This window comes from Hyunsoonleella sp. J2K-J805 (assembly GCF_057167125.1).
The window spans coordinates 1,172,667-1,196,739 of record NZ_CM169901.1 but is presented as its reverse complement, the minus strand read 5'-3'; the positions used below and the strand labels follow the sequence as shown (position 1 = coordinate 1,196,739).

The 24,073-nt window shown below is 35.6% G+C and carries 22 protein-coding genes and 1 tRNA gene; 11 read left to right on the top strand and 12 right to left on the bottom strand.

Annotation, left to right across the window (positions count from 1 at the left end):
• Positions 1-21: 21 nt before the first annotated feature.
• A tRNA-Glu gene (locus AC1B0Z_RS05255) sits at positions 22-93 on the top strand.
• A gap of 21 nt (positions 94-114) precedes the next feature.
• On the top strand, positions 115-366 hold the full coding sequence (gene rpsT / locus AC1B0Z_RS05250) for a 30S ribosomal protein S20 (protein WP_483794517.1): 252 nt from the start codon (positions 115-117) through the stop codon (positions 364-366).
• Between the two features lie 394 nt (positions 367-760).
• On the opposite strand, the gene AC1B0Z_RS05245 is transcribed toward rpsT, so the two are convergent.
• Both AC1B0Z_RS05245 and AC1B0Z_RS05240 read right to left on the bottom strand, forming a co-directional pair.
• Positions 761-1,699, bottom strand: coding sequence for a LysR substrate-binding domain-containing protein (locus tag AC1B0Z_RS05245; RefSeq protein ID WP_483794515.1), 939 nt, complete (start codon positions 1,697-1,699; stop codon positions 761-763).
• Positions 1,700-1,896: 197 nt separating this feature from the next.
• Positions 1,897-2,322 carry a DUF2141 domain-containing protein gene (locus AC1B0Z_RS05240; protein WP_483794514.1) on the bottom strand — a complete coding sequence of 142 codons (426 nt, stop codon included), beginning with the start codon at positions 2,320-2,322 and terminating at the stop codon, positions 1,897-1,899.
• Positions 2,323-2,513: 191 nt separating this feature from the next.
• On the opposite strand from AC1B0Z_RS05240, the gene AC1B0Z_RS05235 reads away from it, so the two are divergent.
• Positions 2,514-3,032, top strand: coding sequence for a hypothetical protein (locus AC1B0Z_RS05235; protein ID WP_483794513.1), 519 nt, complete (start codon positions 2,514-2,516; stop codon positions 3,030-3,032).
• Between the two features lie 6 nt (positions 3,033-3,038).
• Here the strand turns inward: AC1B0Z_RS05235 and AC1B0Z_RS05230 are convergent, their stop codons facing one another.
• The 5 genes from AC1B0Z_RS05230 to AC1B0Z_RS05210 are packed head-to-tail and all read right to left on the bottom strand — an operon-like array spanning position 3,039 to position 8,405.
• Positions 3,039-4,370, bottom strand: a complete 1,332-nt coding sequence (locus AC1B0Z_RS05230; RefSeq protein WP_483794512.1) for a DUF58 domain-containing protein — start codon at positions 4,368-4,370, stop codon at positions 3,039-3,041.
• A 48-nt stretch (positions 4,371-4,418) separates the two neighbouring features.
• The gene (locus AC1B0Z_RS05225; RefSeq protein ID WP_483794511.1) at positions 4,419-5,495 is read right to left on the bottom strand and encodes an AAA family ATPase; all 1,077 of its coding nucleotides are present in this window, start codon (positions 5,493-5,495) and stop codon (positions 4,419-4,421) included.
• Between the two features lie 2 nt (positions 5,496-5,497).
• Positions 5,498-6,703, bottom strand: coding sequence for a DUF4350 domain-containing protein (locus tag AC1B0Z_RS05220; protein WP_483794510.1), 1,206 nt, complete (start codon positions 6,701-6,703; stop codon positions 5,498-5,500).
• Positions 6,703-7,428 (bottom strand): hypothetical protein, encoded by a 726-nt coding sequence (locus AC1B0Z_RS05215; RefSeq protein ID WP_483794509.1) that lies wholly within the window; start codon positions 7,426-7,428, stop codon positions 6,703-6,705. The genes AC1B0Z_RS05220 and AC1B0Z_RS05215 overlap by 1 nt, the downstream gene beginning before the upstream one ends.
• Positions 7,428-8,405, bottom strand: a complete 978-nt coding sequence (locus tag AC1B0Z_RS05210) for a stage II sporulation protein M (protein WP_483794508.1) — start codon at positions 8,403-8,405, stop codon at positions 7,428-7,430. Before AC1B0Z_RS05210 ends, AC1B0Z_RS05215 begins: the two co-directional genes overlap by 1 nt.
• Before the next feature lie 24 nt (positions 8,406-8,429).
• Between AC1B0Z_RS05210 and AC1B0Z_RS05205 the strand changes: the two genes are divergently transcribed.
• Together AC1B0Z_RS05205 and AC1B0Z_RS05200 are read left to right on the top strand one after the other, a co-directional pair.
• Positions 8,430-9,149, top strand: coding sequence for an RDD family protein (locus AC1B0Z_RS05205; protein WP_483794506.1), 720 nt, complete (start codon positions 8,430-8,432; stop codon positions 9,147-9,149).
• Between the two features lie 639 nt (positions 9,150-9,788).
• The gene (locus AC1B0Z_RS05200) at positions 9,789-10,397 is read left to right on the top strand and encodes a trimeric intracellular cation channel family protein (RefSeq protein WP_130962302.1); all 609 of its coding nucleotides are present in this window, start codon (positions 9,789-9,791) and stop codon (positions 10,395-10,397) included.
• 3 nt (positions 10,398-10,400) lie between these two features.
• Here AC1B0Z_RS05200 and AC1B0Z_RS05195 read toward each other — a convergent pair whose 3' ends face one another.
• Positions 10,401-11,099, bottom strand: coding sequence for a peptidylprolyl isomerase (locus tag AC1B0Z_RS05195; RefSeq protein ID WP_483794504.1), 699 nt, complete (start codon positions 11,097-11,099; stop codon positions 10,401-10,403).
• A 5-nt stretch (positions 11,100-11,104) separates the two neighbouring features.
• Here AC1B0Z_RS05195 and AC1B0Z_RS05190 point away from each other — a divergent pair, with 5 nt between their 5' ends.
• From AC1B0Z_RS05190 to AC1B0Z_RS05180, 3 genes are all read left to right on the top strand, one after another.
• Positions 11,105-11,746, top strand: coding sequence for an NUDIX hydrolase (locus AC1B0Z_RS05190; RefSeq protein ID WP_483794502.1), 642 nt, complete (start codon positions 11,105-11,107; stop codon positions 11,744-11,746).
• Between the two features lie 49 nt (positions 11,747-11,795).
• On the top strand, positions 11,796-12,593 hold the full coding sequence (locus AC1B0Z_RS05185; RefSeq protein ID WP_483794501.1) for a lysophospholipid acyltransferase family protein: 798 nt from the start codon (positions 11,796-11,798) through the stop codon (positions 12,591-12,593).
• A 161-nt stretch (positions 12,594-12,754) separates the two neighbouring features.
• Positions 12,755-14,215, top strand: coding sequence for a PQQ-dependent sugar dehydrogenase (locus tag AC1B0Z_RS05180; protein ID WP_483794500.1), 1,461 nt, complete (start codon positions 12,755-12,757; stop codon positions 14,213-14,215).
• Between the two features lie 186 nt (positions 14,216-14,401).
• On the opposite strand, the gene AC1B0Z_RS05175 is transcribed toward AC1B0Z_RS05180, so the two are convergent.
• Both AC1B0Z_RS05175 and AC1B0Z_RS05170 read right to left on the bottom strand, forming a co-directional pair.
• A complete protein-coding gene (locus tag AC1B0Z_RS05175; protein WP_483794499.1) occupies positions 14,402-15,079 on the bottom strand; it encodes an SIR2 family NAD-dependent protein deacylase in 678 nt (225 codons plus the stop codon).
• A 7-nt stretch (positions 15,080-15,086) separates the two neighbouring features.
• Positions 15,087-16,313, bottom strand: coding sequence for a tetratricopeptide repeat protein (locus tag AC1B0Z_RS05170; RefSeq protein ID WP_483794498.1), 1,227 nt, complete (start codon positions 16,311-16,313; stop codon positions 15,087-15,089).
• Between the two features lie 44 nt (positions 16,314-16,357).
• Between AC1B0Z_RS05170 and AC1B0Z_RS05165 the strand changes: the two genes are divergently transcribed.
• Entirely contained in the window at positions 16,358-17,017 is a 660-nt protein-coding gene (locus tag AC1B0Z_RS05165; RefSeq protein ID WP_483794497.1) for a TrmH family RNA methyltransferase, read from the top strand.
• Between the two features lie 14 nt (positions 17,018-17,031).
• Here the strand turns inward: AC1B0Z_RS05165 and AC1B0Z_RS05160 are convergent, their stop codons facing one another.
• Together AC1B0Z_RS05160 and AC1B0Z_RS05155 are read right to left on the bottom strand one after the other, a co-directional pair.
• Complete coding sequence (locus AC1B0Z_RS05160; RefSeq protein WP_483794496.1) at positions 17,032-17,808, bottom strand: carboxypeptidase-like regulatory domain-containing protein; 777 nt, start codon at positions 17,806-17,808, stop codon at positions 17,032-17,034.
• Positions 17,809-18,031: 223 nt separating this feature from the next.
• Positions 18,032-19,789, bottom strand: a complete 1,758-nt coding sequence (locus AC1B0Z_RS05155; RefSeq protein WP_483794495.1) for a DEAD/DEAH box helicase — start codon at positions 19,787-19,789, stop codon at positions 18,032-18,034.
• 402 nt (positions 19,790-20,191) lie between these two features.
• Between AC1B0Z_RS05155 and lpdA the strand changes: the two genes are divergently transcribed.
• Positions 20,192-21,592, top strand: coding sequence for a dihydrolipoyl dehydrogenase (gene lpdA / locus AC1B0Z_RS05150; protein WP_483794494.1), 1,401 nt, complete (start codon positions 20,192-20,194; stop codon positions 21,590-21,592).
• 101 nt (positions 21,593-21,693) lie between these two features.
• Positions 21,694-24,072, top strand: a complete 2,379-nt coding sequence (locus AC1B0Z_RS05145) for a TonB-dependent receptor (protein ID WP_483794492.1) — start codon at positions 21,694-21,696, stop codon at positions 24,070-24,072.
• Position 24,073: the final 1 nt, after the last annotated feature.

Here is a 24,073-nt window from a genome sequence, read left to right as displayed (position 1 = left end):
TAAAAACTGAATAATAAAAATGGCCCGTTCGTCTATCGGCTAGGACGCCAGGTTTTCATCCTGGTAAGAGGGGTTCGATTCCCCTACGGGCTACAATTAAATAATAAAAAATAAATGGCAAATCATAAGTCAGCTTTAAAAAGAATTAGAAGTAACGAAGCTAAGCGTGTGTTAAATAGATACCAACACAAAACAACGCGTAGTGCAATCAAAAAGTTACGTGAATTAACTGATAAAAAAGAAGCAGAAGCTATGTTTCCTTCAGTTGTTTCAATGTTGGATAAATTAGCTAAGAAAAACGTTATTCATGCTAACAAGGCTGCTAATATAAAATCTGGTTTAGCGAAACATATAGCTGCACTATAGTAGGTAGTTATAATAGTTATATAATATTAAACCACTCTTTTTAGAGTGGTTTTTTTGTTTAAAAACGCAAGGAATTCACATCTCTGCGGAAATTCTTTCCATTGAATTCTTTTTTTAATGGAATTTATTTTAACGCGAGTTCGATATAAGGTTTCCTTATTAATATACTGAAAAAGAACAAGTTGTCATTTCGACAGAGCGAGGAACGAGCGACGAGAAATCTCAAAAGCGATGAGATTCCTCCTCATACTTCGTTCGGAATGACAGAATAAATCTTATTTTACAGATATTTAGCTGTTTAAATTGCAGTTTACGTCTAACTCACGTTATTTTAGAATGACAAAGGCTAAATACTGACTGATTCCTTAAAACCCCGTGTTTTAACACTGAGTATTTACTTTGGTAATGGACTTACAATTTTTACATCTTGAAACTTAATTGCACCCCTAACAATTCCAGCAATAACGGACTGCATCGCTTCTATAATTTGCATTTTTAATTCGCTTTTATGGTAAATAATACTTACTTCTCGTGCAGGGCTTGGCTCTTCAAAGTAATGCAGGTTTTCTTTGGCCTTGTCGTTCACGTCTAAAGTATGTAAGTATGGGAGAAGCGTCATGCCCAGACCTTCGTTTGATAGTTTAATTAATGTCTCAATACTACCGCTTTCCAATTGAAACTTATCTTCTTCATGGTCTTTAAAAGCTTTACACAAATTAATAACGCCATCCCTGAAACAATGCCCGTCTTCTAAAAGCAAAATATCTTCAATCACCAGTTCATCAGCTTTAATTTTTTCCTTAGTATGCAATTTATGCCCCTTCGGTATGTAGGCAGCAAAAGGTTCAAAATATAACACGCGTTCTTTTATGTTTTCATTCTCAAGTGGCGTTGCGGCAATAGCAGCATCTAAATGTCCCTCGTTAATACGATGAATAATTTCTTCAGTATTTAACTCTTCAATTTTAAGCTTAATTTTGGGATATTTCTTTATAAATGTTTTTAAAAACATAGGTAGAAGAGTTGGCATTATTGTAGGAATAATACCTAACTTAAATTCTCCACCAATGTATCCTTTTTGCTGATCTACAATATCTTTAATTCTGTATGACTCATTAACTATATTTTTAGCTTGGGTAACTATTTTTCTACCAACATCAGTTAATTCTATAGGTTTTTTGCTCCGATCGAAAATTAAAATATCAAGTTCATCTTCTAATTTTTGAATTTGCATACTCAACGTAGGTTGCGTTACGAAGCATTTTTCCGCAGCTTTAGTAAAATTTTGATGTTCAGCAACGGCTAGAACATAGTATAATTGAGTAATTGTCATTTGAATAAGTTTAGGCTATAAAAATATAAAAACTATCAATTATATTTATGGAAATAGAGGAATATTATAAAGTATTTTTAATTTTCTAAAGTACACTTGTATAGTTACAAACGTGTTTTAGTTAGTTTAAGTTTAGTTTAGTTAAAAGAAAAAAGACGACCACATGGTCGTCTTTTTGTATGCTATAGTATTTTAAATTAGAATCTAATATTCATTTCTAAATCTTCAGCAGAAATCTCAAACTTTGCAGTTGCAAATTGTGGCGGGCCATAACTCATTGGATTATTGGACATCCCATAAGATTCTTTTGGCATACCGTTATCTTCAAAATCCATAGCGTTATTGTCGTTTTCATCATGCAATGCCATAACTGCATAGGTGCCAGGGGATATATTTTCAAAAGTTGCTGTAATCTTTCCATCAACAATTTCGCTTTTCACACTTTTTATACCAGGCCCTTTCATAAAAGTATCCTTAGTGTGTAGAGATAGTAAAACATGACCATTATTATTCGTAATGTTGTTGATTGTAACGGTTACTGTTTGTCCAGTAGTGTCTTCTTGTGCGTTGCTAAAGTTGATACTTAAAAATAATGCGATAAATAATGTTGTTAGTGTTCTCATGATGTATAGTGTTTTAGATGTTATGTTTTATTGAACACTTCAAAGATGCGGAGCCAAAGCAAAATTTTATAATTACTGTTACCGAATTGTGATTTTTTGAGGATGAATTGAATAAAAGGATAAATTTTAAATGATGACATTTCATTAAAGCTTCGATGTAGATATATATAGAAACTTTTAAATCTTAAATTATGAAACTTTTTAAAAAATCAATTTTAGTAATAATGCTAATTTTTTTATGTAATGCGTGTTCCGAAGGTGATGATGATAATTCTAATTTTAAAGCGCAACCACCTAATAGTTTTACTATAGATCCTTTATTGCAAGAAACCTTTCAAGTTTCAGGTTCTGAATTAGCTCATCATAATGTTTTAGTTGGGGTTTTCCCATTTGACCCTGATGCAGTTAGATATGAAGTTAAGTATTATGGTACTAATTTTCCTAATCTACATTTTGAGGTGAGTTGGAACGCATTTGAAACTTTACCAAATAAAGTTGCTCTTTCAAACCTCGTTGAAGGTTATAATAATGGGCGCATAGGCAATAATTTTTATATAAAGGCTGTTGGTAATGGGTGTAATTACACAATAAATCCAATGAACTCAGGATGCTACCCAGGAAGTGATGCATTAGAAAATAATAAACAAGCATTACTCGATATAGGTGGAAAAATGGATGTCACTATTTATTATGAAATTGAAGAGGATTAATTTTTCTTAAAGCAACCCTCTAGCTTTAATTTCTAAATATTTATTAATAGTATCCACCGTTAAGTTTTCTGGTGTAGTAAGAATGGAGTGAATGCCAAACTTTTTGAGTTCGTTTACAATTAAGCGCTTTTCAAAATCAAACTTTTCTGCGATCACCTTATCATACACCTGTTGAATGGTTTCAGCTTTGTTATTAATCAAGGTATCGATTTCAGTATTTTTAAAGAAAATTACAACTAGTAAATGGCTTTTAGCTATGGCCTTTAAATAGGGCAGCTGTCTGTTAAGCCCATCCAAAGTTTCAAAATTGGTATACATTAAAAGAAGGCTACGGTGGGTAACGTGGCGCTTGATATTAGCATAGAGCCTACCGAAATCACTTTCAAAAAAATCGGTTTTTACATTGTATAGCGCTTCTAAAATAAGTTGCATTTGTCCGCTGCGACGTTCAGCTACAACCACATTTTCAATCTTTTTAGAAAACGACAGCATACCTGCTTTATCATGTTTTTTTAACACTATATTGCTAATAACCAAAGTGGCATTAATCGCATAATCCAATAAGCTTAAACCATCAAAAGGCATTTTCATAATACGTCCTTTATCAATAATGGAATATACAGGTTGCGATTTTTCATCTTGAAATTGATTGACCATTAATTGATTTTTCTTAGCCGTAGCTTTCCAGTTAATGGTGCGCAAATCGTCTCCTAAAACATAATCCTTTATCTGTTCAAACTCCATGGTATGACCTAATCTGCGTACTTTTTTAAGTCCGTAATCCATGGCATTTTTATTAATGTTCAATAATTCAAACTTTTTAAGTTGTTTAAAACTAGGGTAGGTTGGCACCATCACCTTATGTTCTAACATAAAACGTTTTGCTACTAATTTAATGGCAGAAGATGCGTAAATATTTAGATATCCAAAATGATATTCTCCCCGTTCTTTGGGAGTTAAATTATAGTATATGTGTTTTTCTTTTCTGGGGTTTACCTTATCCTTTATTTTAAAATCCCTAATTTGAAATTGCTCTGGCACTTCATCTATAATTTCCAAATAGGCTATAAACGGGTAATTGTTTCTTATGGATAGCTCAATCTGGTTTGCATCTCCATTTGAAAACTTATCGGGAACAATTCTGCTAGCTTCAATCTTTTTGTTTCCAATAAACACCAATAAAATATCCAGTATAAAAAGAGCAGCTAAAACCAGAATGCTGAGTTGGGCAATATTAAACAGCAACGGTATAAAGTAACTTAATGCAAATAGCACCACAATACCAATGCCAGCATAGAAAAATCGTGGTTGTATGTAAAAGGGTTTAAGGAACTTCAATACTTTCGTTATTCGTTATTCGTTATTAGTCATTGCAAACTGCGACTTTTATCTAGGAATTTCCACCGTTTCAATAATCTGATTTATAATTTGTTTGCTCGTCACACCTTCCATTTCTCTCTCTGGTGTAACAATTACTCTATGATGCAACACAGGAACCACTGCACGTTTGATGTCCTCGGGCGTTACAAAATCTCGTCCGTTCATAGCAGCAAAGGCTTTACTCGCTTTTAATACAGAAATGGATGCCCTTGGAGAGGCGCCCAAGTATAAAAAGCGATTACTTCTGGTGGCCACAATCAATTCTGCGATATACTTCAATAGGTGTTTTTCAACAATTACCTGACTTACCAAACTTTGATAATTAGCAATTTGCTTTGCTGTTAAAAAAGATGTGATTTGTTCCGTTTTTGTATTTTCTTTCAACTCGTGCTCTCTCGACAGTATTTCAATTTCTTCATCTAAATTTGGGTAATCCACATCAATTTTAAATAAGAATCTATCTAATTGCGCTTCGGGTAAACGGTACGTGCCTTCTTGCTCTACAGGATTTTGCGTAGCTAATACCATAAATGGAGCATCTAAAATATACTTGTGTCCGTCAATTGTGATTTGCTGCTCTTCCATCACTTCAAATAGGGCAGCTTGTGTTTTTGCAGGCGCACGGTTAATCTCATCTATCAATACCATATTAGAGAAAATAGGCCCTTTTTTAAACTCAAATTCAGAATCCTTCAGATTAAAAACCGAAGTTCCTAAAATATCACTAGGCATTAAGTCTGGCGTGAACTGAATTCTGCTAAAATTAATACTCAAGGATTTTGCCAATAATTTTGCAGTTACCGTTTTTGCAACACCAGGAACACCTTCGATTAAGGAATGTCCTTTTGCCAAAAGTGAAGCTATCAGCATATCTACCATATCTTTTTGGCCTACGATGACTTTTCCAACTTCAGCCTTAATTTTTGCTACACTTTGTTGTAATTCTGATAAATCCAGTCGGTTTTTAAATTCCAAATCTTTGGATTCATCATTTAATGCGCTGTCATCAATTGATGATACAACGTCTTGCTCTGGTTTTGGCAAAAATTCTTCGTGATTCTCTTTTTCTTTGTTTTCGTCCATAATTATTGTAAATAAAAGGCTTCTATAAATCTATTAAGTTTTATGAGACTTTGCTCTGAAAGCTCATCTTTGGTTCGCAACCATTTTATATAATTCATCAATTGTGATACATCTTCTTTTTTTCTGCCTGCTTTTCCAGCCAATTTTTTGATAAAATCGTCGTCGAGCTTGGATGTATCCATATTAAAATCTGTTCTAATTTTTTCTAAAAAGTACATTATTTTTTTATCAATAAGGTTCTTATAATCCTGGGTTTCTATGTATAAATTAGAAATCGTTTTTACGAATGCCAAGGACGTATTTTGTAATGGTTTGATAATTTTTATAACACGTTGCCTGCGTTTTGCATTAAAAATCATGAAGAGTAACATGAAAATTAATGCAGTATACCACGCCCAACGAAACGATAGTTGATCTAAAAACCAGCTTAAGTTAGATTCTTGTTTGGCATCGCCATACGGCGTTTGTCGCTTTGCATAAGAATCATAATACACATCGTCATCAGGTAAATAAGAGAGCGCACTTTCCACATAGCGGTATCTATCATCCTTTAAAATGTGATAATTTGTGAATGCTTTGGGTTCGGTATGTAATAGAATGTTTCCTTTTCCAAAAGGCACTCTTATAAAGTTAACACGCTTTTTGTCAGTTTTCGCATGACCTAATATGGTGTAATTAATGCTATCAAAACTTGAAAAGAAATAGTCACCTTCGTTCTTATCAATAGTAATTGCGTTTAAGTTTTTATTCTGAAAGGACAGTTGAGATATACTGTCATTTTTCAAGTTATATTCAAAATCAACATCAATACCCAAAGTGTCATGAATACGCTGTGCAAAATAGTAATCTGAAATAAACAACGTATTTCCGGCATCTACAAAGCCTAAGAGTTTATCTACCGAAAAGTCCGTGAGATAATCAGAATTTCCAATAATAATATAGTTGCCTTTGGCATGATGGTCGCCATATCCAAATTCTGAATTCGCTGTGAGATAGCTTGAAGGTTGATGGTACACCGTTCTGAGTTTATAACCTTCAAAAAGACTAGGGAGTTCTTTATAGAGCACACTAGTACCATAAGGCTTATTGCTTTTTTCGTTGAAAGATTCTTCCCAGTCAACCGTTTTGGTGCGTTTTATCCCAAACGTTAAAGAAGCGACTACAATTAGTGCTACAATTACTAGTATGATAGGTAAAATCTTCTTCATTATTTTACCTGATTTAAAAGTGACTGGAAATTATCTTTCGCTTTGAAGTATTGCGATTCAGCCAGGGCAAATTTTCCATACCATATATAGGTATAGAGGTATGATACATATGAAAACCCTTTAAAGAAAGGCTTTTGGTTTAGTTCATTCAAATATTCGGCGTTTGTTTTATCATCTTCAAATTTTATATGATTTTTTAAACTAAGTGTTTTTAGAACCAACAGGTAATAATAACGAATAGCCAACCTGTAATCCTTACTGTTTTCGGCATTTTTTATTAATGCATGAATATCTGCGTGCTCAATGTTTTCGGCATTAATATCATCATAGCGCTCGATAGATTTATTTTTACTTGAAGCGAATATGCCAGTGCCGCCTTCATTCAATAAAACGTAAGCTAAATACAGAACTGCTCCAATTAATATAACTATGAATATCCACCAAAACGGACCTAGATTAATAATAATGTTTTCAGAATTATCCTGTTCTTTCGTTTTAATCTTTTCTTTATCATAGTCTTCAAATTCCCCTGAACCAGATTCTGTTCTATTAACCACCTTAGTGCCTTCGTAATTGTATTTATCGCCTGTATAACGCTCTTTAAAATCGGAATCAAAAACACGATACACTTCTGGGGATTGTACCGGAGTAATGGCATGAGACTCCGCATTGCCTAAAAGCAAAAACGCTAAAAATAAAAAAATATGTAAAGGCTTTTGTTTCATTAAGTGGGTAGGGGGATCTGGGTGATTTGTTTTTGAACTTTAAACGGATAAACTAAATAGTAATAACTAATAATAGTTAGTGTGATTAAGATGATACCTACCGAGAGCCAATTAGGCATAATGTTAGAATATCGGGTAATGAAACCTTCTAGAAAACCAGCGGAAAATGTAAAGGGGAAGGTGCTTATCAAAATTTTAATACCAGTTTTAGCACCTTGTTTAAAAGAGGTATAGCGTGAGTGTGTTGCAGGAAACAGTATGCTGGCGCCCAGAATGAGTCCAGCGGCACATTCGATAACAATGGCAAAAATTTCCATAGCACCATGTATCCAAATACCGCGAACACTTTCCCAAAACACGTTTTTTTCGTAAAAGAAGTATTGGAAAGACCCTAGCATGATACAATTTTTAAACATAATGTATAAGGTGCCAATACCCAAAAACACGCCAAATACAAAAGCAATTATGCCAACGCGTAAGTTGTTTATAGTAATACCGATAAAACTGCCCCAATTACTGCCACTTTTATAAACCGCAACGGGGTCACCAGCTTCGATATTCGCGATAGTTTGGTCTACATACGCATCTCCAACAACCGATCTTAAAAATTCAGCGTTGTTTGCAGCCGATATAACACCTATTAAAGTGAATACTGTAAACACAATAAACGCCACATAAATAAACTTACGATATTGGTAACAAATTAGCGGTACCTCAGTTTTCCAAAATCCGATGATTCTATTGGTATCTTGTCGTTTTGTTTTATAGATTTTTTGAAATGCCTTAGCAGCAAGCTGATTTAAATAGGTAATCACCTTACTTTTAGGATAGTACGTTTGGGCGTATGCTAAATCATTTATTAAGTGAATGTAGTTTGACGCAAGTTCATCGGGGTCCTTGAAATCATTATTAAAAATAGCATTCTCAAAACTCAACCATTTTTCTTTATTTTGCTTAATAAATGCAACTTCTCTCATATACGAGATAAATTAAAATATAAAATGTCAGAGTTACAAATTAACACGACGCAAAATGTAAAAATTAAGTTCACTGCAGCAGGCGTAGGAGAGCGATTGGTTGCTTTTATTATTGATACTGCTATTAAAATTGGGTATTTATTAATTCTGAACAAAGTCTTTGGAGTGTTTGAGGGAATGGATGAGTGGTCTCAAATTGGGATAAATACAGTTTTGAGTTTTCCAGTAATGTTTTACACGTTGGCTTTAGAAACTTTTTTAGATGGCCAAACTGTTGGGAAACTCGCTCTAAAAATAAGGGTGGTGAAGATAGATGGCTTTCAGGCTACGTTTTCTGATTATGTGGTACGTTGGTTTTTTAGAATTGTAGATGTCTGGATATTTGGTATTGGTTTTTTTGTGATTATTTTTAGTAAAAAGTTACAGCGTATTGGCGATATGGCAGCAGGTACGGGTGTTATCAGCTTGAAGGATAAGGTAAATATTAGCCATACTATTCTTGAGCAATTAAAAACGGATTATAAGCCAACTTATCCTAATGTGATTAAACTCTCCGATAATGATGCCCGAATTATAAAGGATACCTATACAAGAGCAAGAGCTGCTAAAGACTATTCAACATTAATAAAATTAAGAAATAAACTTATTGAAGTTGTGGGAATTAAAGAGGTGAAGCAAAGTAATGATATTGAATTTATTGATGTGATTTTAAAAGATTATAATTTTTACACTCAGGATATGTAAGCAGAGAGCCACTTTTTCTTTTTTCAGAAAAAGTGTGCGAATCGCTTATGCTGAGCGGAGCCGAAGTATCTCAGAGAGCCACTTTTTCTTTTTTCAGAAAAAGTGTGCGAATCGCTTATGCTGAGCGGAGCCGAAGTATCTCAGAGAGCCACTTTTTCTTTTTTCAGAAAAAGTGTGCGAATCGCTTATGCTGAGCGGAGCCGAAGTATCTCAGAGCGCCACTTTTTCTTTTTTCAGAAAAAGTGTGCGAATCGCTTATGCTGAGCGGAGCCGAAGTATCTCAGAGAGCCACTTTTCCTTTTTCAGAAAAAGTGTGCGAATCGCTTATGCTGAGCGGAGCCGAAGTATCTCAGAGCGCCACTATGATAGTTAATGGCAATTGGCTATCATAGTGTGCGAATCGCTTATCCCGCCTTTTGGTGGGATCTCTAAAAAGGAATAACTTAACAAAAGTGAATAGTTTTTTAGTAGAAAAAGGCACTAGCAGATAGGTGCGTTAGGTATTGAGCGGCATGCTTCGACTGCGCTCAGCATAAGTGTTTGAAATCCCCGACGTAGGAGGGAGGGAGTAGTGAAAGCCTGCCGGCAGGCAGGCTCGACCTCGCTAGAGCGGGGTAACGACCAAATAAAAATTAAAATATGTTTTACACTTTAGATATTTTAGGAACCATAGCATTTGCCATTTCGGGGGTATTGGTGGCTTTTAACAAAAAAATGGATTTGTTTGGGATTTTGATAATTGCATTTGTTACTGCTGTGGGCGGCGGGACTTTGCGCGATTTGCTTATTGGAAATACGCCTGTAAGCTGGATGCTGGATATGAATTATACTTATGTGATTTTAGGGGCGGCTATTTTGGCGATTATCTTTAGAAGTAAGATAAATTACTTGCGCACATCATTATTTTTATTTGATACAATAGGTATTGGTTTGTACACTGTGGTTGGTATTGAAAAAGGATTGAATGCCAATTTGCACCCTATTATTTGTATTGCCTTAGGTACTATGACTGCTAGTTTTGGTGGTGTTATTAGGGATATTTTATGTAATGAAATTCCAGTGATTTTCAGAAAGGAAATTTACGCCACAGCCTGTATCTTGGGAGGGTTTACTTATTTTCTTTTGAATGAATTACCGATAAAAACAGATGTTGTATTTATGATTTCTGGTTTAGTAGTGATTATAATTAGACTTTTAGCCGTGAAATTTAAAATAGCTTTACCAAATATTTATGCAAAGGAAAAGTAGCGCTTATTCCAAAATCTCTACTTTTCTGATATATACATTTTTTAAAGGCCAATCGGCTTCATCAGTGTCTACAGCGGCTATTTTATCTACCACATCCATACCTTTTATTACTTTACCAAAAACAGTGTAATTACCATCTAAATGATGTGCACCACCGTTTTGTTGTACAATAAAAAATTGATAGGGAGATGCTAATTTGTGCGGGTTTTCAATATCGCTACTAGGCATTGAGACTGTGCCACGATCGTGTTTAAAGCCCCGATTGGTATCCTTGGGGAGTAAATATTTCCCGATTTTTCGTCTTTTAATTGCGGTTGCCATATCGTCTCCATTACCACCTTGTATCATAAAATTATCTATCACTCTAAAAAACTGAGTGCCATCAAAATATTGCCTTTTAGTAAGGTAGATAAAATTTGAACGGTGGAATTTGGTTTCATTAAATAGCAGAATATCAATAGCTCCAAAATCTGTGGTAATCCTAACTATATTCTCTTTGTTTTCCTTGTCGTATTGTAAAAAAAACTCCATCGCATTTGGACTGTCCAGTACAGGAAACGCCTCCACTTTATTAGCTGTAGTATCCTTTGCTTTTTTTGGCTGTTTTTTTACTGTAGTAGTAACTTTTGCTTTGTTCTTAGATTGTTTATCTTCACAATTCAAAAGACATAAAAAAAAGCATAAAAACAATACAACGCGCATAAAGAATGAATTTTGATGAATTCGTAGCATTGCTGTCAAAAATAAAAAATATAGAGCTTCCAGCCGAATCATCTCATTTTAAAATGGTGCCGCCTACCAGAAAGGCGTTTGCACAATATTCTGATGAGCAATTACAAAACGCAAAACGCGCTGGGGTTTTGGCTTTATTCTATCCCAACACTTTAAATGAGACAAAGTTTGTGCTTATGCTGCGCAAAACGTATAAAGGGGTGCATTCTGCCCAGGTCTCCTTTCCAGGAGGAAAAAAAGAATCTCAGGATAAAAACTTGGAAGAAACTGCACTAAGAGAAACTTTTGAGGAAGTTGGAGTGCCAATTCCTGATATAAAAGTAGTAAGACCGTTATCTCAGGTTTTTATTCCACCAAGTAATTTTTGTGTAAAGCCTTTTGTAGGGGTTATGGATAAAATGCCCACTTTTATAAAAGAAGAAAGTGAGGTAGAAGAAATAATTGAAGTGAAATTATCTGATTTAATGAACGACACCAATCTTATTTCAAAAACGATAAAAACTTCATATAGTGCTAATATAGAAGTACCTGCATTTAACCTTAACGGATTTAAAGTTTGGGGAGCCACAGCGATGGTGCTAAGTGAAGTTAAAGATATTATCACAACATTGACATAGATGATAGATTTATTACCTTTGTTGCCCAACCATAACATGATAACAGTACATGGGATTGTTTAAAAAAAATCCTTTCGGACATATACTTTTTGTTAAAAGATGGCTCATCCGCATTTTGGGAGCCTTAACGCATAGACGTTTTAGAGGGTTTAACGAATTGCATATAGAAGGTTCAGAAATTATAAAAGATCTTCCAGACAAGAACGTACTTTTTATATCAAACCATCAAACCTATTTTGCCGATGTAGTGGCGATGTTCCACGTGTTTAATGCGAGTTTAAGCGGGCGCACCGATTCTATAAAAAACATAGGCTATCTCTGGAACCCGAAACTGAATATTTATTATGTAGCTGCAAAGGAAACCATGAAAGCTGGTTTACTTCCAAAAATACTGGCTTATGTGGGTTCCGTTAGTATTGAACGCACTTGGCGATCTGAGGGTAAAGATGTAAATAGGCAGGTACGTATGAGCGATATTTCCAATATTGGTACGGCCTTAGATGATGGTTGGGTAATTACCTTTCCGCAAGGTACAACTACACCTTTTAAACCTATAAGAAAAGGTACTGCACATATTATTAAACGCTACAAGCCAATTGTTATACCCATCGTTATTGATGGTTTTCGTCGTTCCTTTGATAAAAAAGGATTGCGTATTAAAAAGAAGAACATCTTGCAATCTATGGAAATAAAGCAACCTTTAGAAATAGACTATGATAACGAAACTACCGAGGAGATTGTAAAGAAAATTGAGTTTGCAATAGAGCAGCATCCGTCGTTCTTGAAAGTGATTCCAGAAAAAGAGTTGAAAGCCCAACTAGAGTTAGATAAATTGAGAGAGTGGTAGTTTGTTTTTAAATAAAAGAAAAATTACAGTAATTTGATTTGCAATAATTTAACAAAAAATTTCGTTATATTAATGTTGCAAAATTGATAGACAGTTAGTCGAATAACTCCTTGTTTTAGGATTTATTTTAGAGCTAGGAACACCCTCAAAACCTATCTGTTATGAAAAATCTTAACCATTCAAAATTAGCTTTTTTAAGTGTTCTCCTAATAATCTTTTTGTTTAATTGTTCCAACCAAACAGAAACTACGGGTCAAGAGGAGATGGAAGAAGAGCAGGAAGAAGTAGCAGCTGACTTTGCCAAGGCAGCCGTAAATTATACAAACCATTGTGGTGGTTGTCATGGACAAAAGTTTGAGTCCTTTATAGAACGGCAGTGGCTATATGGTAATGCTTCTGGAGATATAGCTAACTCTATTACCGTTGGATATGAATCCAATGGTATGCCTTCTTACGAAAATACGTTTACTGCGCAAGAAATAACGGATTTAGCAGATTATATTCTTCAAGAAATTGATGGAAAAACTAAGGCTGATATAGAAGTTGAAAACCCTAACCTTTCAGGAATCATAGAGTCTGACGATCTCATTTTTAGATTGGAAACCATAACGAATCAAATTACTGGTGTACCCTGGGGCATGGTGCAACTGCCAAATGGAGATTTTTTAGTTACACAACGAGAAGGAAAACTGTTTAGGGTAACGAGCGAAGGTGCAATTTCAGAGATTAGCGGTACTCCCAATGTAGTAGCGCAAGGTCAAGGTGGTTTATTGGATGTAATATTGCATCCTGATTTTGAGAATAATACGTACGTCTATTTATCTTATTCCAGTCCAAACCCAAATAATTCCAATCAAAAAACAACAGCTTTTGCGCGCGGACGTTTATCTGGTAACACCTTAGAGGGAACAGAAGAAATTTTTACTGCCTTACCCTATGAAAATAGTGGCAATCACTTTGGATCAAGATTGGTGTTTGATAATGCAGGCTATCTTTATGTTACAGTTGGAGACCGTGGTAATAGAAACACTTACCCTCAAGCTTTAAATAATGGTATAGGCAAAGTGCATAGGCTTATGGATGATGGTGCAATACCAACTGATAATCCGTTTTACAATATGCAAGATCGTGAGTGGTCCGTTTTTAGCTATGGAATTAGAAATCCTCAAGGTTTAACAAAACACCCTGTGACAGGTGATATTTGGGAGGGGGAACATGGTCCTCAGGGCGGTGACGAAATCAATATTATAGATTCTGGAAATAATTATGGTTGGCCAATAATTACTTACGGTATTAATTATAATGGTACACCCATAACAGATCAAACTGCAATGGCAGGAATGGAACAACCGGTTCATTATTGGGTACCCTCAATTGCACCTTGTGGTATGGATTTCTTGTCTGGTAATTTTTATGGTAAATGGCAAAATGATCTTTTTGTAGGGTCTTTAAAGTTTAGGTATTTACACCGTTTAAAAATGGACGGCAATGTAGTTACTGGTCATGAAGAGTTGTTAAACGATATTGGTCGTGTAAGAGATGTTCACATGGGTAATGATGGCTATATCTATGTTCTAGTTGAAGGTCCAGGAAGACTTATAAGACTTGTGCCTGAGCAATAATCTATTGTGTGTGCCTGCCTAATGGCCAGTAAGCGGACTTTCGGTAAAGTTTGTTCTTATCCAAGACAAAGGGCTTTCTGGCAATAGCTTCCACAAATTTGCGCTGAGTTTATCGAAGTATGCCTCAATCCGTAACGCAGATTTTGCAATTAAACCATTTTCTATCTTTTGCTTGGAATTTTACGATTATTCACTCAAAAATTTAAAGAACTTTTGTATACCCAGAGTAGCGGTTTCTGCAATAACGGTAACACGTGTATTACTCTCAATATTAGGTTTTGGGTCGATAAAATAAATTGGCGAATTACTTGGTGCATAATGCATCAATCCCGCAGCAGGATATACTTGCATAGATGTGCCAACAATTAATAAAACATCAGCAGTTTCACAAATTTGAGCAGCCTTTTCAATAAGAGGTACATCTTCTCCAAACCAAACAATATGTGGACGTAATTGATGTCCATTTTTACAAAGGTCGCCCAAAACCAAATCGGTTGTCCATTCTTGGATATCATTTGCATCAAAAGTGCTTCTTACTTTTAATAGCTCGCCATGCAAATGCAAAACGCTTGTGCTTCCTGCACGTTCATGCAAATTATCTACATTTTGTGTAATAACTGAGACGTCGTATCGCTCTTCTAATTTGGCAATGTCAATATGTGCAGCATTCGGTTTTACCTCAAACAACTGCCGACGTCTTTGGTTGTAAAAATCTAATACTAATTCTGGATTTTTTGCAAAACCTTCTGGTGTTGCTACTTCCATAACGTCATGTCCTTCCCATAAGCCGTTTTCATCCCTAAAGGTTTTCACACCACTTTCAGCACTCATGCCAGCTCCGGTAAGTACTACAATATGTTTCATAAGGTTATTATACTTTTTTCCAAGACCTAAAGGCCTCAGATTTTGCCAAACCTATTAAAATATTTTCGTTGTTTGCATCTAGTTCTTCAACAAAACCAATAATATCATCTTTGGCATAACCATCTTCAACTAAGAAGTTAAGTATATCAATACACTTATCATATTTCTTTAATAATGAGTAGCAGCTAAGTATAGAGGAATGCCCTTCGAATAGGTCTGGATAGCCTTTGGCTATATTTTTAAAATAGGATAGGGCTTTTTCATAATTCATTCTTTCAAATTCTACATTCCCCTTAAGTAAATCTAAAAAATCGTCTGCTGTATCCTCTTTTAGTTTATCGAACAAATTTTGTGCTCTATCATAATTCTCATTCAAAAGAAAATAGTCTATCTGGCTCAGATATAGAGTGGGGTCGTCGGGGTGATGCTCCATGATACGTTTCATAGATTCCTTATAAAGGTCATCACTAATATTTGATGCACAAACGGCTTTTATCACCAAAACAAATTTGTCGTTTTTTAAATCCCCTTTCAGCGTATTTAATTTTTTGTAGGCATTTTTAAAGTCCCCTTCATTATAAAAATTAACACCCTGAGCCATTTTAACGAATTCATCAGCATTACTTTTTCCAAAAAAATCGAATAAGCTTTTCTTTGGTAGCGCATATAGGTAAAAACGTTCCAAAGTTTTACTCAATTCCTCACCTGTTAAGTACACATAAACATCATTAAATGTAAACTTCCCATTTAGCTTTGAAACCCTGTAATGGTGGTAGTTGATACCTGTTTCCGCAGAAAAAATACGGAACAGCATATAATAGGTACCCATTTCATCATTGTAGCTATAGTTCACAAAATTATAATAGCTTCCAGCTTCTACTTCAGTAATGAGTCTTTTAGGAAAGACGCTGATATTTGATTTAAAACCGCTTAAAAAATTATCTCTGTAAGATTTTAGGGAATTATCCTTTCTGGTACTGTATGTAACTAATTTTCCAAAACCTTCGGTGTCAAAAAGTATCATGAAGGCATTGGTATTACTTTCAAGAATGGCGTTTTGTATCTGCTGCCCAAGTTCGGCTACTTTGGTATCATTAGTTTCGTTTTCAGCAATGTAAAAACTTGTGCTTGGAATCTGCTGTGACGTTATAGCGCGTTCTTTGCCTTGGGAAACTCCAGTGTTAAAAACTAAAAGTAAAATTTGGGTGATGAGAGATCTTTTAAAACGAATCATAGTCAGTGATTTGTATCTTTATGTTATAAATATAACTGAATTAAATGACAGACCAAGATTTACTGCGCCATTTGGAAGGGTATTTAACTGGGCATCGGCTTACAAAATTCATAAAAGTACTCTCTGAACGCACAAAATACTTTACAGTTGCTATTGAAGATGTTTACCAGTTGCATAATACCAGTGCCGTTATACGAAGTTGTGATGTTTTTGGCATACAAGAGGTGAATATTATCGAGGAGCAAAACACGAAACTTATAGACAGAGAAATAGCGATGGGTGCTCAAAAATGGGTAGATTTAAATAGATACCATTCGGTGGTAACTTGTATAAATGACTTAAAACAAGGTGGTTACCAAATAGTAGCGACTACACCTCACAAGAACGATTGTAATTTGCAAGATTTTGATGTTAGTAAAAAGTCCTGTTTTTTCTTCGGAAGAGAGACCGAGGGTTTATCTGATGAGGTCTTGAATGCCGCCGATTGTTACTTAAAAATTCCTATGGTTGGATTTACCGAGAGTTTAAATATTTCAGTATCTGCAGCAATCATTTTGCAGCATGTAACCCATAAGCTAAAGCAATCTAATATACATTGGCAACTATCAGAAGAAGAACAACTCGTAAAACGGATGGATTGGTGCAAGAAAACCATAAAAAGTTATGATAGGATTGTGGAACGATTTTATGAAAAAAGAACTTAGTTGGCCAACACGTGCTAAATACGATCTTTACGTCTGTTGCTAAGTAGCTTGTATTCTTCGTAGCATTCGCTAATAGCATCCAATATTTGTAGGTCATTAGCTGTTTGGATAAACCCTTTGGAGTAATTGCATTGGCTTACTATTTCATCCAAATCTACACGGTCTACCTTTAATAGGGCAGTAAGCATTTCACGGTCAAATCGGGAAGCTAGTAAATTACGTATTTCGTCATCCTTTTTCATCTGCTTTAACTTTCTAAGCTCGTTCGGTTTTTTGCCAAACATGCGATGCAAAAAGTCTGCAGGGTTAAAAATTGAACCTATAACTTTGGTTAAACCAGATTTTTTTCCAGCTTCATAGCCTTTAGATAAACCGGCTATCTGATAGCGGTAGTTATCATTTATCTGTGGTACTTGTTTTATGTCCACTTCTAAATATCCAGTAAGCTTTAGCTGATTTACAACAACCTCTTCCAGTGCTAAAGCCAATTCGGTTAATTCAATGGTAGAACTTCCAAATTTCAACCAGTCATTAGTTACTCTAACCTTTATAGATTTAAATCCTATATATGAGAAGTGCAGCGTGTCATTTACTTCTGCGGTTATTGCAAATTCACCTTTGCTGTTGGTTGTGGTACCCTTAACCTGATTTAGGTTAACAATATTAACACTTTCTAAGGGCTTGCTGTCTGCTGAATTTACAACTACACCAATCGCTTTTTTAGCGTCGTCTTGTCCCATTGCCAAAGCAGAGACTAAAAGAAAAGTAAAGATGCTTATGAAGCGTTTCATGGTATAACTGTAACAGATATGAGTTTATAAAAATACTAAACAAAACACTAATGCACCGCAATTAGGGTTTTAATTTGACTTAAAATTAACAAAAAGCATACCTAAATAATAACTATAATGCTATTCTGAACTTGTTTCAGAAGTTTATGTTGTTTTATTAGAATAATATTTAGCGACTGAAAACCAGTAAATTGAATTACAAAGGGTGAATTGCTAATTCAAGTTATCGTCTAGAACGTCTTGGTCTTGAACTCGCAATATCTCCAGACTTAGAACGTCTTGATTTTGATGCGCCTTCACTTCTACGTCCTCCTTTTTTACCAGAATTAAAGTTTCCTTTTCTATCATCACGACGTTTTCCCCGATTTCTATCACGTTTTCTTCCACGTCCGCGATTTTCAGATATTTCAACATTCACAAAGCGCCCATTATATTTAAAGTCGTTAAAAAAGCCAAGTACTTTCTCTTGTAGTTCTTTTTCAGTATTAAAGAACGAAAAGGTGTCTTTGGCTTCAACCTTAAACACATCGTCCTGCCCAAGTTCTAAAACTTCTTTTAAAAAGTCCTTTAGGCTCATCCAGTCAAAACCATCTTTCTTTCCAACATTGATAAAGTAGCGAACAGAATTCCCAGAATCTTTATGGTCATCGTTAGAAGTTGAAATATTTAAGTCTAATGCTTTCTGATAATAATTGTAAAAACGAGAAAACTCTACAGAAAAGAATTTTTTAATCAATTCATCCTTACTGGTGTCTTCAAATAGTGCATTAATATCTCCTAAATAGGCATCAATATCATGATTTACATCCGTATGGTGTACTTTTTTTGCAAGCGACATCAATTGCACTTCGCAAATTTCCATGCCATTTGGGATATCTTTCTTTTCAAACTGTTTCTTGATGATACGCTCAATACTTTTAATCTTGCGTACCTCACTCTTAGAAACAATTACCATAGATACTCCAGTTTTTCCTGCACGCCCCGTGCGCCCTGAACGGTGTGTGTAGGTTTCAATTTCATCAGGCAATTGGTAATTAATCACATGTGTAATATCATCCACATCAATACCACGAGCAGCAACATCTGTAGCCACTAACATTTGTATTTGTTTGTTTCTAAACGATTTCATCACCAAATCACGTTGGTTCTGGCTCAAGTCGCCATGCAGTGCACCAGCGCTATATCCATCTTCGATTAAACGTTCCGCAACTTTTTGGGTATCACGCTTTGTTCTGCAGAAAATCACCGAAAAAATATCTGGATTCGCGTCTGCTAAACGTTTCAACGCTTGGTAGCGATCTCTGGCATTTACCAAATAATATTCATGTGAGACTTGGCTGGTGCTTTCGTTTTTGCGACCCACAGTAATTTCCTGTGGATTATGCATAAAGTTTTTGGCGATTGCCGCGACCTCACGAGGCATAGTGGCCGAAAATAACCAAGTACTCTTGTCATTTGGTGTATGCGATAGAATAGATGTTATATCCTCCTTAAATCCCATGTTTAGCATCTCATCAGCCTCATCTAAAACCGCATATTCAATTTTGGTAATATCCACTAAACGTCTGCTAATCATATCCTTCATACGGCCAGGAGTAGCAACAATTATTTGGGCGCCTCGTTTTATTTCGCGTGCCTGTTCGGTAATGCTTGCACCACCGTAAACAGCAACCACGTTCAAACCTTTACAGTATTTACCATATAATTTCATTTCGTTGGTAATCTGTAAACAAAGTTCTCTTGTAGGCGATAGAATTAAGCCCTGGGTTGTGCGGCTATCCACATTAATTTTTTGAAGCATAGGGAAACCAAACGCCGCGGTTTTACCAGTACCGGTTTGGGCGAGTGCCACTAAATCGGTGTCAGAATTTAATAAAATGGGAACTGCTTTTTCTTGAACTTCACTTGGTTTTTCAAAACCTAAATCAGTAATAGCTTGTAATAGGTCCTTGTTAAGACCTAAATCTTGGAATGTGCTCATGTGTGTTATGTATGCGATTTTGTTATGCAGTGCTGCATAAGAAGCGCATCGACATACGTAACCTAAACTTCTAGCAACACATCCTCACCCTGAGGAATTTAAGAGGCAAAGATACATTAATATTTTATATTTACGGTTTTGGAGTAACGATTGATTATAAATCACCACTGATTATAAGTTTTGGATTTGTAATTATCATAGCGTCACCCACTCCCCGGTAGCGATCTAGATTGGAGATTTCAAAAATGGCGCCTGTACCGAGCGTAGTCGAAGTATTCAATCCCTGACGCGGGCAAGCTTGCCAAAGCCATTTTCATCAAATTTTATGGTGTATTTTTTTATGGTCTTCCCACAAAACATTTGTATTTTTGAATTTCATTTTTTTAAATTCAAAAATACACTATGAAATCATACGATGTAGCCGTTATCGGTTCTGGTCCTGGAGGATATGTTGCCGCAATACGCTGTGCGCAATTAGGCATGAAGACAGCAATAATAGAAAAATATAGTACTCTTGGCGGTACCTGTTTAAATGTGGGCTGTATACCGAGCAAAGCACTTTTAGATTCATCACACCATTATGACGATGCTGTAAAGCATTTTGAGGAACATGGCATTGAAATCCCAGGAGACGTAAAGGTGAATTTGGAAAAAATGATTGCAAGAAAGCAGGCTGTAGTAGATCAAACTACAGGAGGTATTGATTTTTTGATGAAGAAGAATGAGATTGATGTTTATAATGGTTTAGGAAGTTTTAAGGATGCCACCCATATTAAAATTGATGGAGAAGAACCCAACGAGATTGAAGCCAAAAAAACTATAATAGCCACAGGAAGTAAGCCATCAACTTTACCGTTTATTGATATTGATAAAGAGCGTGTTATTACGTCAACCGAAGCACTAAAACTTAAAGAAATACCAAAACACCTTATCATTATTGGCGGTGGTGTTATAGGTTTAGAATTGGGACAAGTGTATCGACGCCTTGGTGCTGAGGTTACCGTAATTGAATACATGGACAGAATTATCCCAACAATGGATGCAGGTCTTTCTAAAGAATTGAATAAAGTATTCAAGAAAGCAAAATTCAAGGTGCAAGTATCTCATAAAGTAAAATCTGTGGAGCGTAAAGGCGATGAGGTTGTTGTTAAAGCCGATAATAAAAAAGGAGAAGAAATTGAATTTAAAGGCGATTACTGTTTGGTATCTGTTGGGCGTCGCCCATATACCGATGGTTTAAATGCTGAAGCAGCAGGTGTCAAGTTGGATGATAGAGGCAGAGTGGAAGTAAACGAGCATTTACAAACTTCAGCATCCAATATTTATGCCATAGGTGATGTAGTGAAGGGAGCTATGTTAGCCCATAAGGCTGAAGAAGAAGGGGTATTTGTTGCCGAAACTATAGCAGGACAAAAACCACATATCGATTATAACTTAATACCTGGCGTGGTTTATACATGGCCAGAAGTAGCAGCGGTTGGAAAAACCGAAGAGCAATTAAAAGAAGCTGGAATTGATTATAAGGTAGGGGCTTTTCCAATGCGTGCCTTAGGTAGAAGTAGAGCCAGTATGGATTTAGACGGGTTTGTGAAGATACTAGCGGATAAAACTACAGATGAAATATTAGGTGTACACATGATAGGAGCAAGAGCAGCGGATATGATTGCAGAGGCTGTAGTGGCTATGGAATATCGTGCATCTGCCGAGGATGTATCAAGAATGTCTCATGCACACCCTACGTTTACAGAAGCTATCAAAGAAGCGGCATTGGCAGCTACTGAAGATAGAGCGTTGCATATTTAAATTCACTTAATTTAAGTTCGCTTTTTATGTTTAGCAATTTAACATTTAATTTAAACAAAATTAATCAAATTGCTTAATTTTGTTCTTCATAAATTGCTTGTATGGTCAACCCAAAACTATTATGTCTATCCCTTTTCCTAGTGCTTTCTGCCTTAGTTTCAGCCCAAGCTAAGTACACCATAAGCGGTACTGTTACAGACGCATCAAATGGGGAAACCGTGTTTGGAGCCTCTGTTTTTTTTGAGGGCACCGCGATAGGGGCGATTACTAATGAGTATGGTTTCTACTCTATAACTGCAGAAGAAGGAGATTATAAGTTAGTAATATCCTATGTAGGTTTTGCCTCATTAAAAACAAAAATTACCCTCGATGGAAACTTAAAGAGGGATTTCGAAATTTCTGAGGAATCTACCCAACTTGAAGAAGTTTTGGTGGTTTCTGAATCATCAGAGCGCCTTAATATCAAAAGTCCTCAAATGAGTGTGTCTAAGCTAAAATTGGAAACCATCAAACAGATGCCAGTTGTTCTTGGAGAGGTTGATATTTTAAAATCTATTCAATTATTACCTGGGGTTACAAGCGGTGCGGAAGGGTCTTCAGGGTTTAATGTGCGTGGGGGAGCTGCAGATCAAAACTTGGTGCTACTGGATGAAGCTATTATTTATAATACTTCCCACTTATTTGGTTTCTTTTCGGTATTTAATGCTGATGCAATTAAAGATGTAAAACTATACAAGGGCGGTATCCCAGCACGTTTTGGTGGGCGTGTATCATCAGTATTGGATGTGCGTCAAAAAGATGGTAACAGTAAAAATTTTGAACTTAATGGTGGTATTGGTTTGATTTCAAGTAGACTTTCTGCTGAAGGACCTATGTTTAACGAAAAGGGTTCGTTTCTAGTTGCCGGACGCGGATCCTATGCACATTTATTTTTACAAGCGTCTGGTGAAGAGAATAGTGCTTATTTTTATGATTTAAACCTTAAAACTAATTACAATATTAATAAAAACAACAAATTATATTTGTCAGGATATTTCGGGAGGGACGAGTTTAATTTTGGAGCTAATTTTAATAGCGGGTATGGTAATGCCTCTGGTAATTTAAGGTGGAATCATATCTTTAGTGATCGTATATTTTCAAATTTATCTTTTATTTACAGTGATTACGACTATATTTTGGATTTCAAATCTTTTGATTTTGATTGGATTTCAGAAATCACAAATTATAATATAAAATATGACGTAACGTATTACCAAAGTAATAAGTTGCAATTAGATTTTGGCTTGAATGCTATTTACTATGATTTTAACCCTGGCGAGATAAACCCAACTTCAGAAACATCATCTATCAATCCGCTACTTTTAGACCAAAAACGTGCGTTTGAAAATGGTATATATGCGAGTGCAGAATATAAAGTATCAGACAAACTCACTGCTAATATTGGGTTACGTTACAGCTATTTTATTAGGCGTGGCGGGCAGCCCATAACAGAATACGAGAATGGGCTACCCATAGTTTACAATGAAACTTTGGGGGTTTACGAAGAGGGTAATGCCATCGGCGAAACAATTTATCCTAAAAACGAGACTATAAAATCCTATGGTAATCTAGAGCCGCGTTTAGCATTAGCCTATCAATTAAATGATAATTCATCTATAAAAGCTGGATATAGTCATACAGCACAATACATTCATTTATTGTCTAATACCTTGTCGGTTACACCGTTAGATGTGTGGACACCAAGTGGAGGTTTTATTAAACCGCAATTATCCGACCAATATGCCATAGGGTATTTTAGAAACTTTAAGGACAGGGAATATTCATTAGAGGTGGAAGCCTACTATAAAACTGTGGATAATAGAATTGATTACGTGGATGGCTCAGATTTAATTGGCCAAAATACAATAGAGACGGAAATTTTAAATGGAGAATTAAGGGCTTATGGTCTTGAATTTCTTGTTAGAAAAACCAAAGGCGATTTCACAGGGTGGTTAGCTTACACGATTTCCAAGGCAGAACAAAGAACCCCAGGAGGTGCTGCCGGAGGCCCTGGTATTAATGATGGTAATTGGTACTACGCACCTCATGATAGAACGCATGATGTCTCCCTGACTGGTGCATACAAACTCAATAAAAAATGGAATTTTGGAGCTAATTTAATTTTTCAAACAGGACGTCCTGTAACATATCCAGATGGTCAATATACTTATGAAGACTTGAATATTGCTAATTTTTCAGATAGAAATGCAAGTAGACTAACAGACTATCATCGTATAGACGTATCTGCAACCTACGTTCCTAATAGAAAACCAGAAAAGCGTTGGAAAGGAGAATGGGTATTTGGTATTTATAATATTTATAATCGTAGAAATGCAGCCGCAATCTCTTTTGGACAAAATAGAGAAACAGGGGCTAATGAGGCTACCAGGACAGCAATTTTTGGTATCGTGCCTTCAATATCTTATAATTTTAAATTTTAAA

Bases quoted from the DNA above. Each gene is read 5' to 3' on its own strand.
- rpsT (WP_483794517.1), top strand. From the start codon at position 115: ATGGCAAATCATAAGTCAGCTTTAAAAAGAATTAGAAGTAACGAAGCT.
- AC1B0Z_RS05245 (WP_483794515.1), bottom strand. From the start codon at position 1,699: ATGACAATTACTCAATTATACTATGTTCTAGCCGTTGCTGAACATCAA.
- AC1B0Z_RS05240 (WP_483794514.1), bottom strand. From the start codon at position 2,322: ATGAGAACACTAACAACATTATTTATCGCATTATTTTTAAGTATCAAC.
- AC1B0Z_RS05235 (WP_483794513.1), top strand. From the start codon at position 2,514: ATGAAACTTTTTAAAAAATCAATTTTAGTAATAATGCTAATTTTTTTA.
- AC1B0Z_RS05225 (WP_483794511.1), bottom strand. From the start codon at position 5,495: ATGGACGAAAACAAAGAAAAAGAGAATCACGAAGAATTTTTGCCAAAA.
- AC1B0Z_RS05220 (WP_483794510.1), bottom strand. From the start codon at position 6,703: ATGAAGAAGATTTTACCTATCATACTAGTAATTGTAGCACTAATTGTA.
- AC1B0Z_RS05215 (WP_483794509.1), bottom strand. From the start codon at position 7,428: ATGAAACAAAAGCCTTTACATATTTTTTTATTTTTAGCGTTTTTGCTT.
- AC1B0Z_RS05210 (WP_483794508.1), bottom strand. From the start codon at position 8,405: ATGAGAGAAGTTGCATTTATTAAGCAAAATAAAGAAAAATGGTTGAGT.
- AC1B0Z_RS05205 (WP_483794506.1), top strand. From the start codon at position 8,430: ATGTCAGAGTTACAAATTAACACGACGCAAAATGTAAAAATTAAGTTC.
- AC1B0Z_RS05200 (WP_130962302.1), top strand. From the start codon at position 9,789: ATGTTTTACACTTTAGATATTTTAGGAACCATAGCATTTGCCATTTCG.
- AC1B0Z_RS05195 (WP_483794504.1), bottom strand. From the start codon at position 11,099: ATGCGCGTTGTATTGTTTTTATGCTTTTTTTTATGTCTTTTGAATTGT.
- AC1B0Z_RS05190 (WP_483794502.1), top strand. From the start codon at position 11,105: ATGAATTTTGATGAATTCGTAGCATTGCTGTCAAAAATAAAAAATATA.
- AC1B0Z_RS05185 (WP_483794501.1), top strand. From the start codon at position 11,796: ATGGGATTGTTTAAAAAAAATCCTTTCGGACATATACTTTTTGTTAAA.
- AC1B0Z_RS05180 (WP_483794500.1), top strand. From the start codon at position 12,755: ATGAAAAATCTTAACCATTCAAAATTAGCTTTTTTAAGTGTTCTCCTA.
- AC1B0Z_RS05175 (WP_483794499.1), bottom strand. From the start codon at position 15,079: ATGAAACATATTGTAGTACTTACCGGAGCTGGCATGAGTGCTGAAAGT.
- AC1B0Z_RS05170 (WP_483794498.1), bottom strand. From the start codon at position 16,313: ATGATTCGTTTTAAAAGATCTCTCATCACCCAAATTTTACTTTTAGTT.
- AC1B0Z_RS05165 (WP_483794497.1), top strand. From the start codon at position 16,358: ATGACAGACCAAGATTTACTGCGCCATTTGGAAGGGTATTTAACTGGG.
- AC1B0Z_RS05160 (WP_483794496.1), bottom strand. From the start codon at position 17,808: ATGAAACGCTTCATAAGCATCTTTACTTTTCTTTTAGTCTCTGCTTTG.
- AC1B0Z_RS05155 (WP_483794495.1), bottom strand. From the start codon at position 19,789: ATGAGCACATTCCAAGATTTAGGTCTTAACAAGGACCTATTACAAGCT.
- lpdA (WP_483794494.1), top strand. From the start codon at position 20,192: ATGAAATCATACGATGTAGCCGTTATCGGTTCTGGTCCTGGAGGATAT.
- AC1B0Z_RS05145 (WP_483794492.1), top strand. From the start codon at position 21,694: ATGGTCAACCCAAAACTATTATGTCTATCCCTTTTCCTAGTGCTTTCT.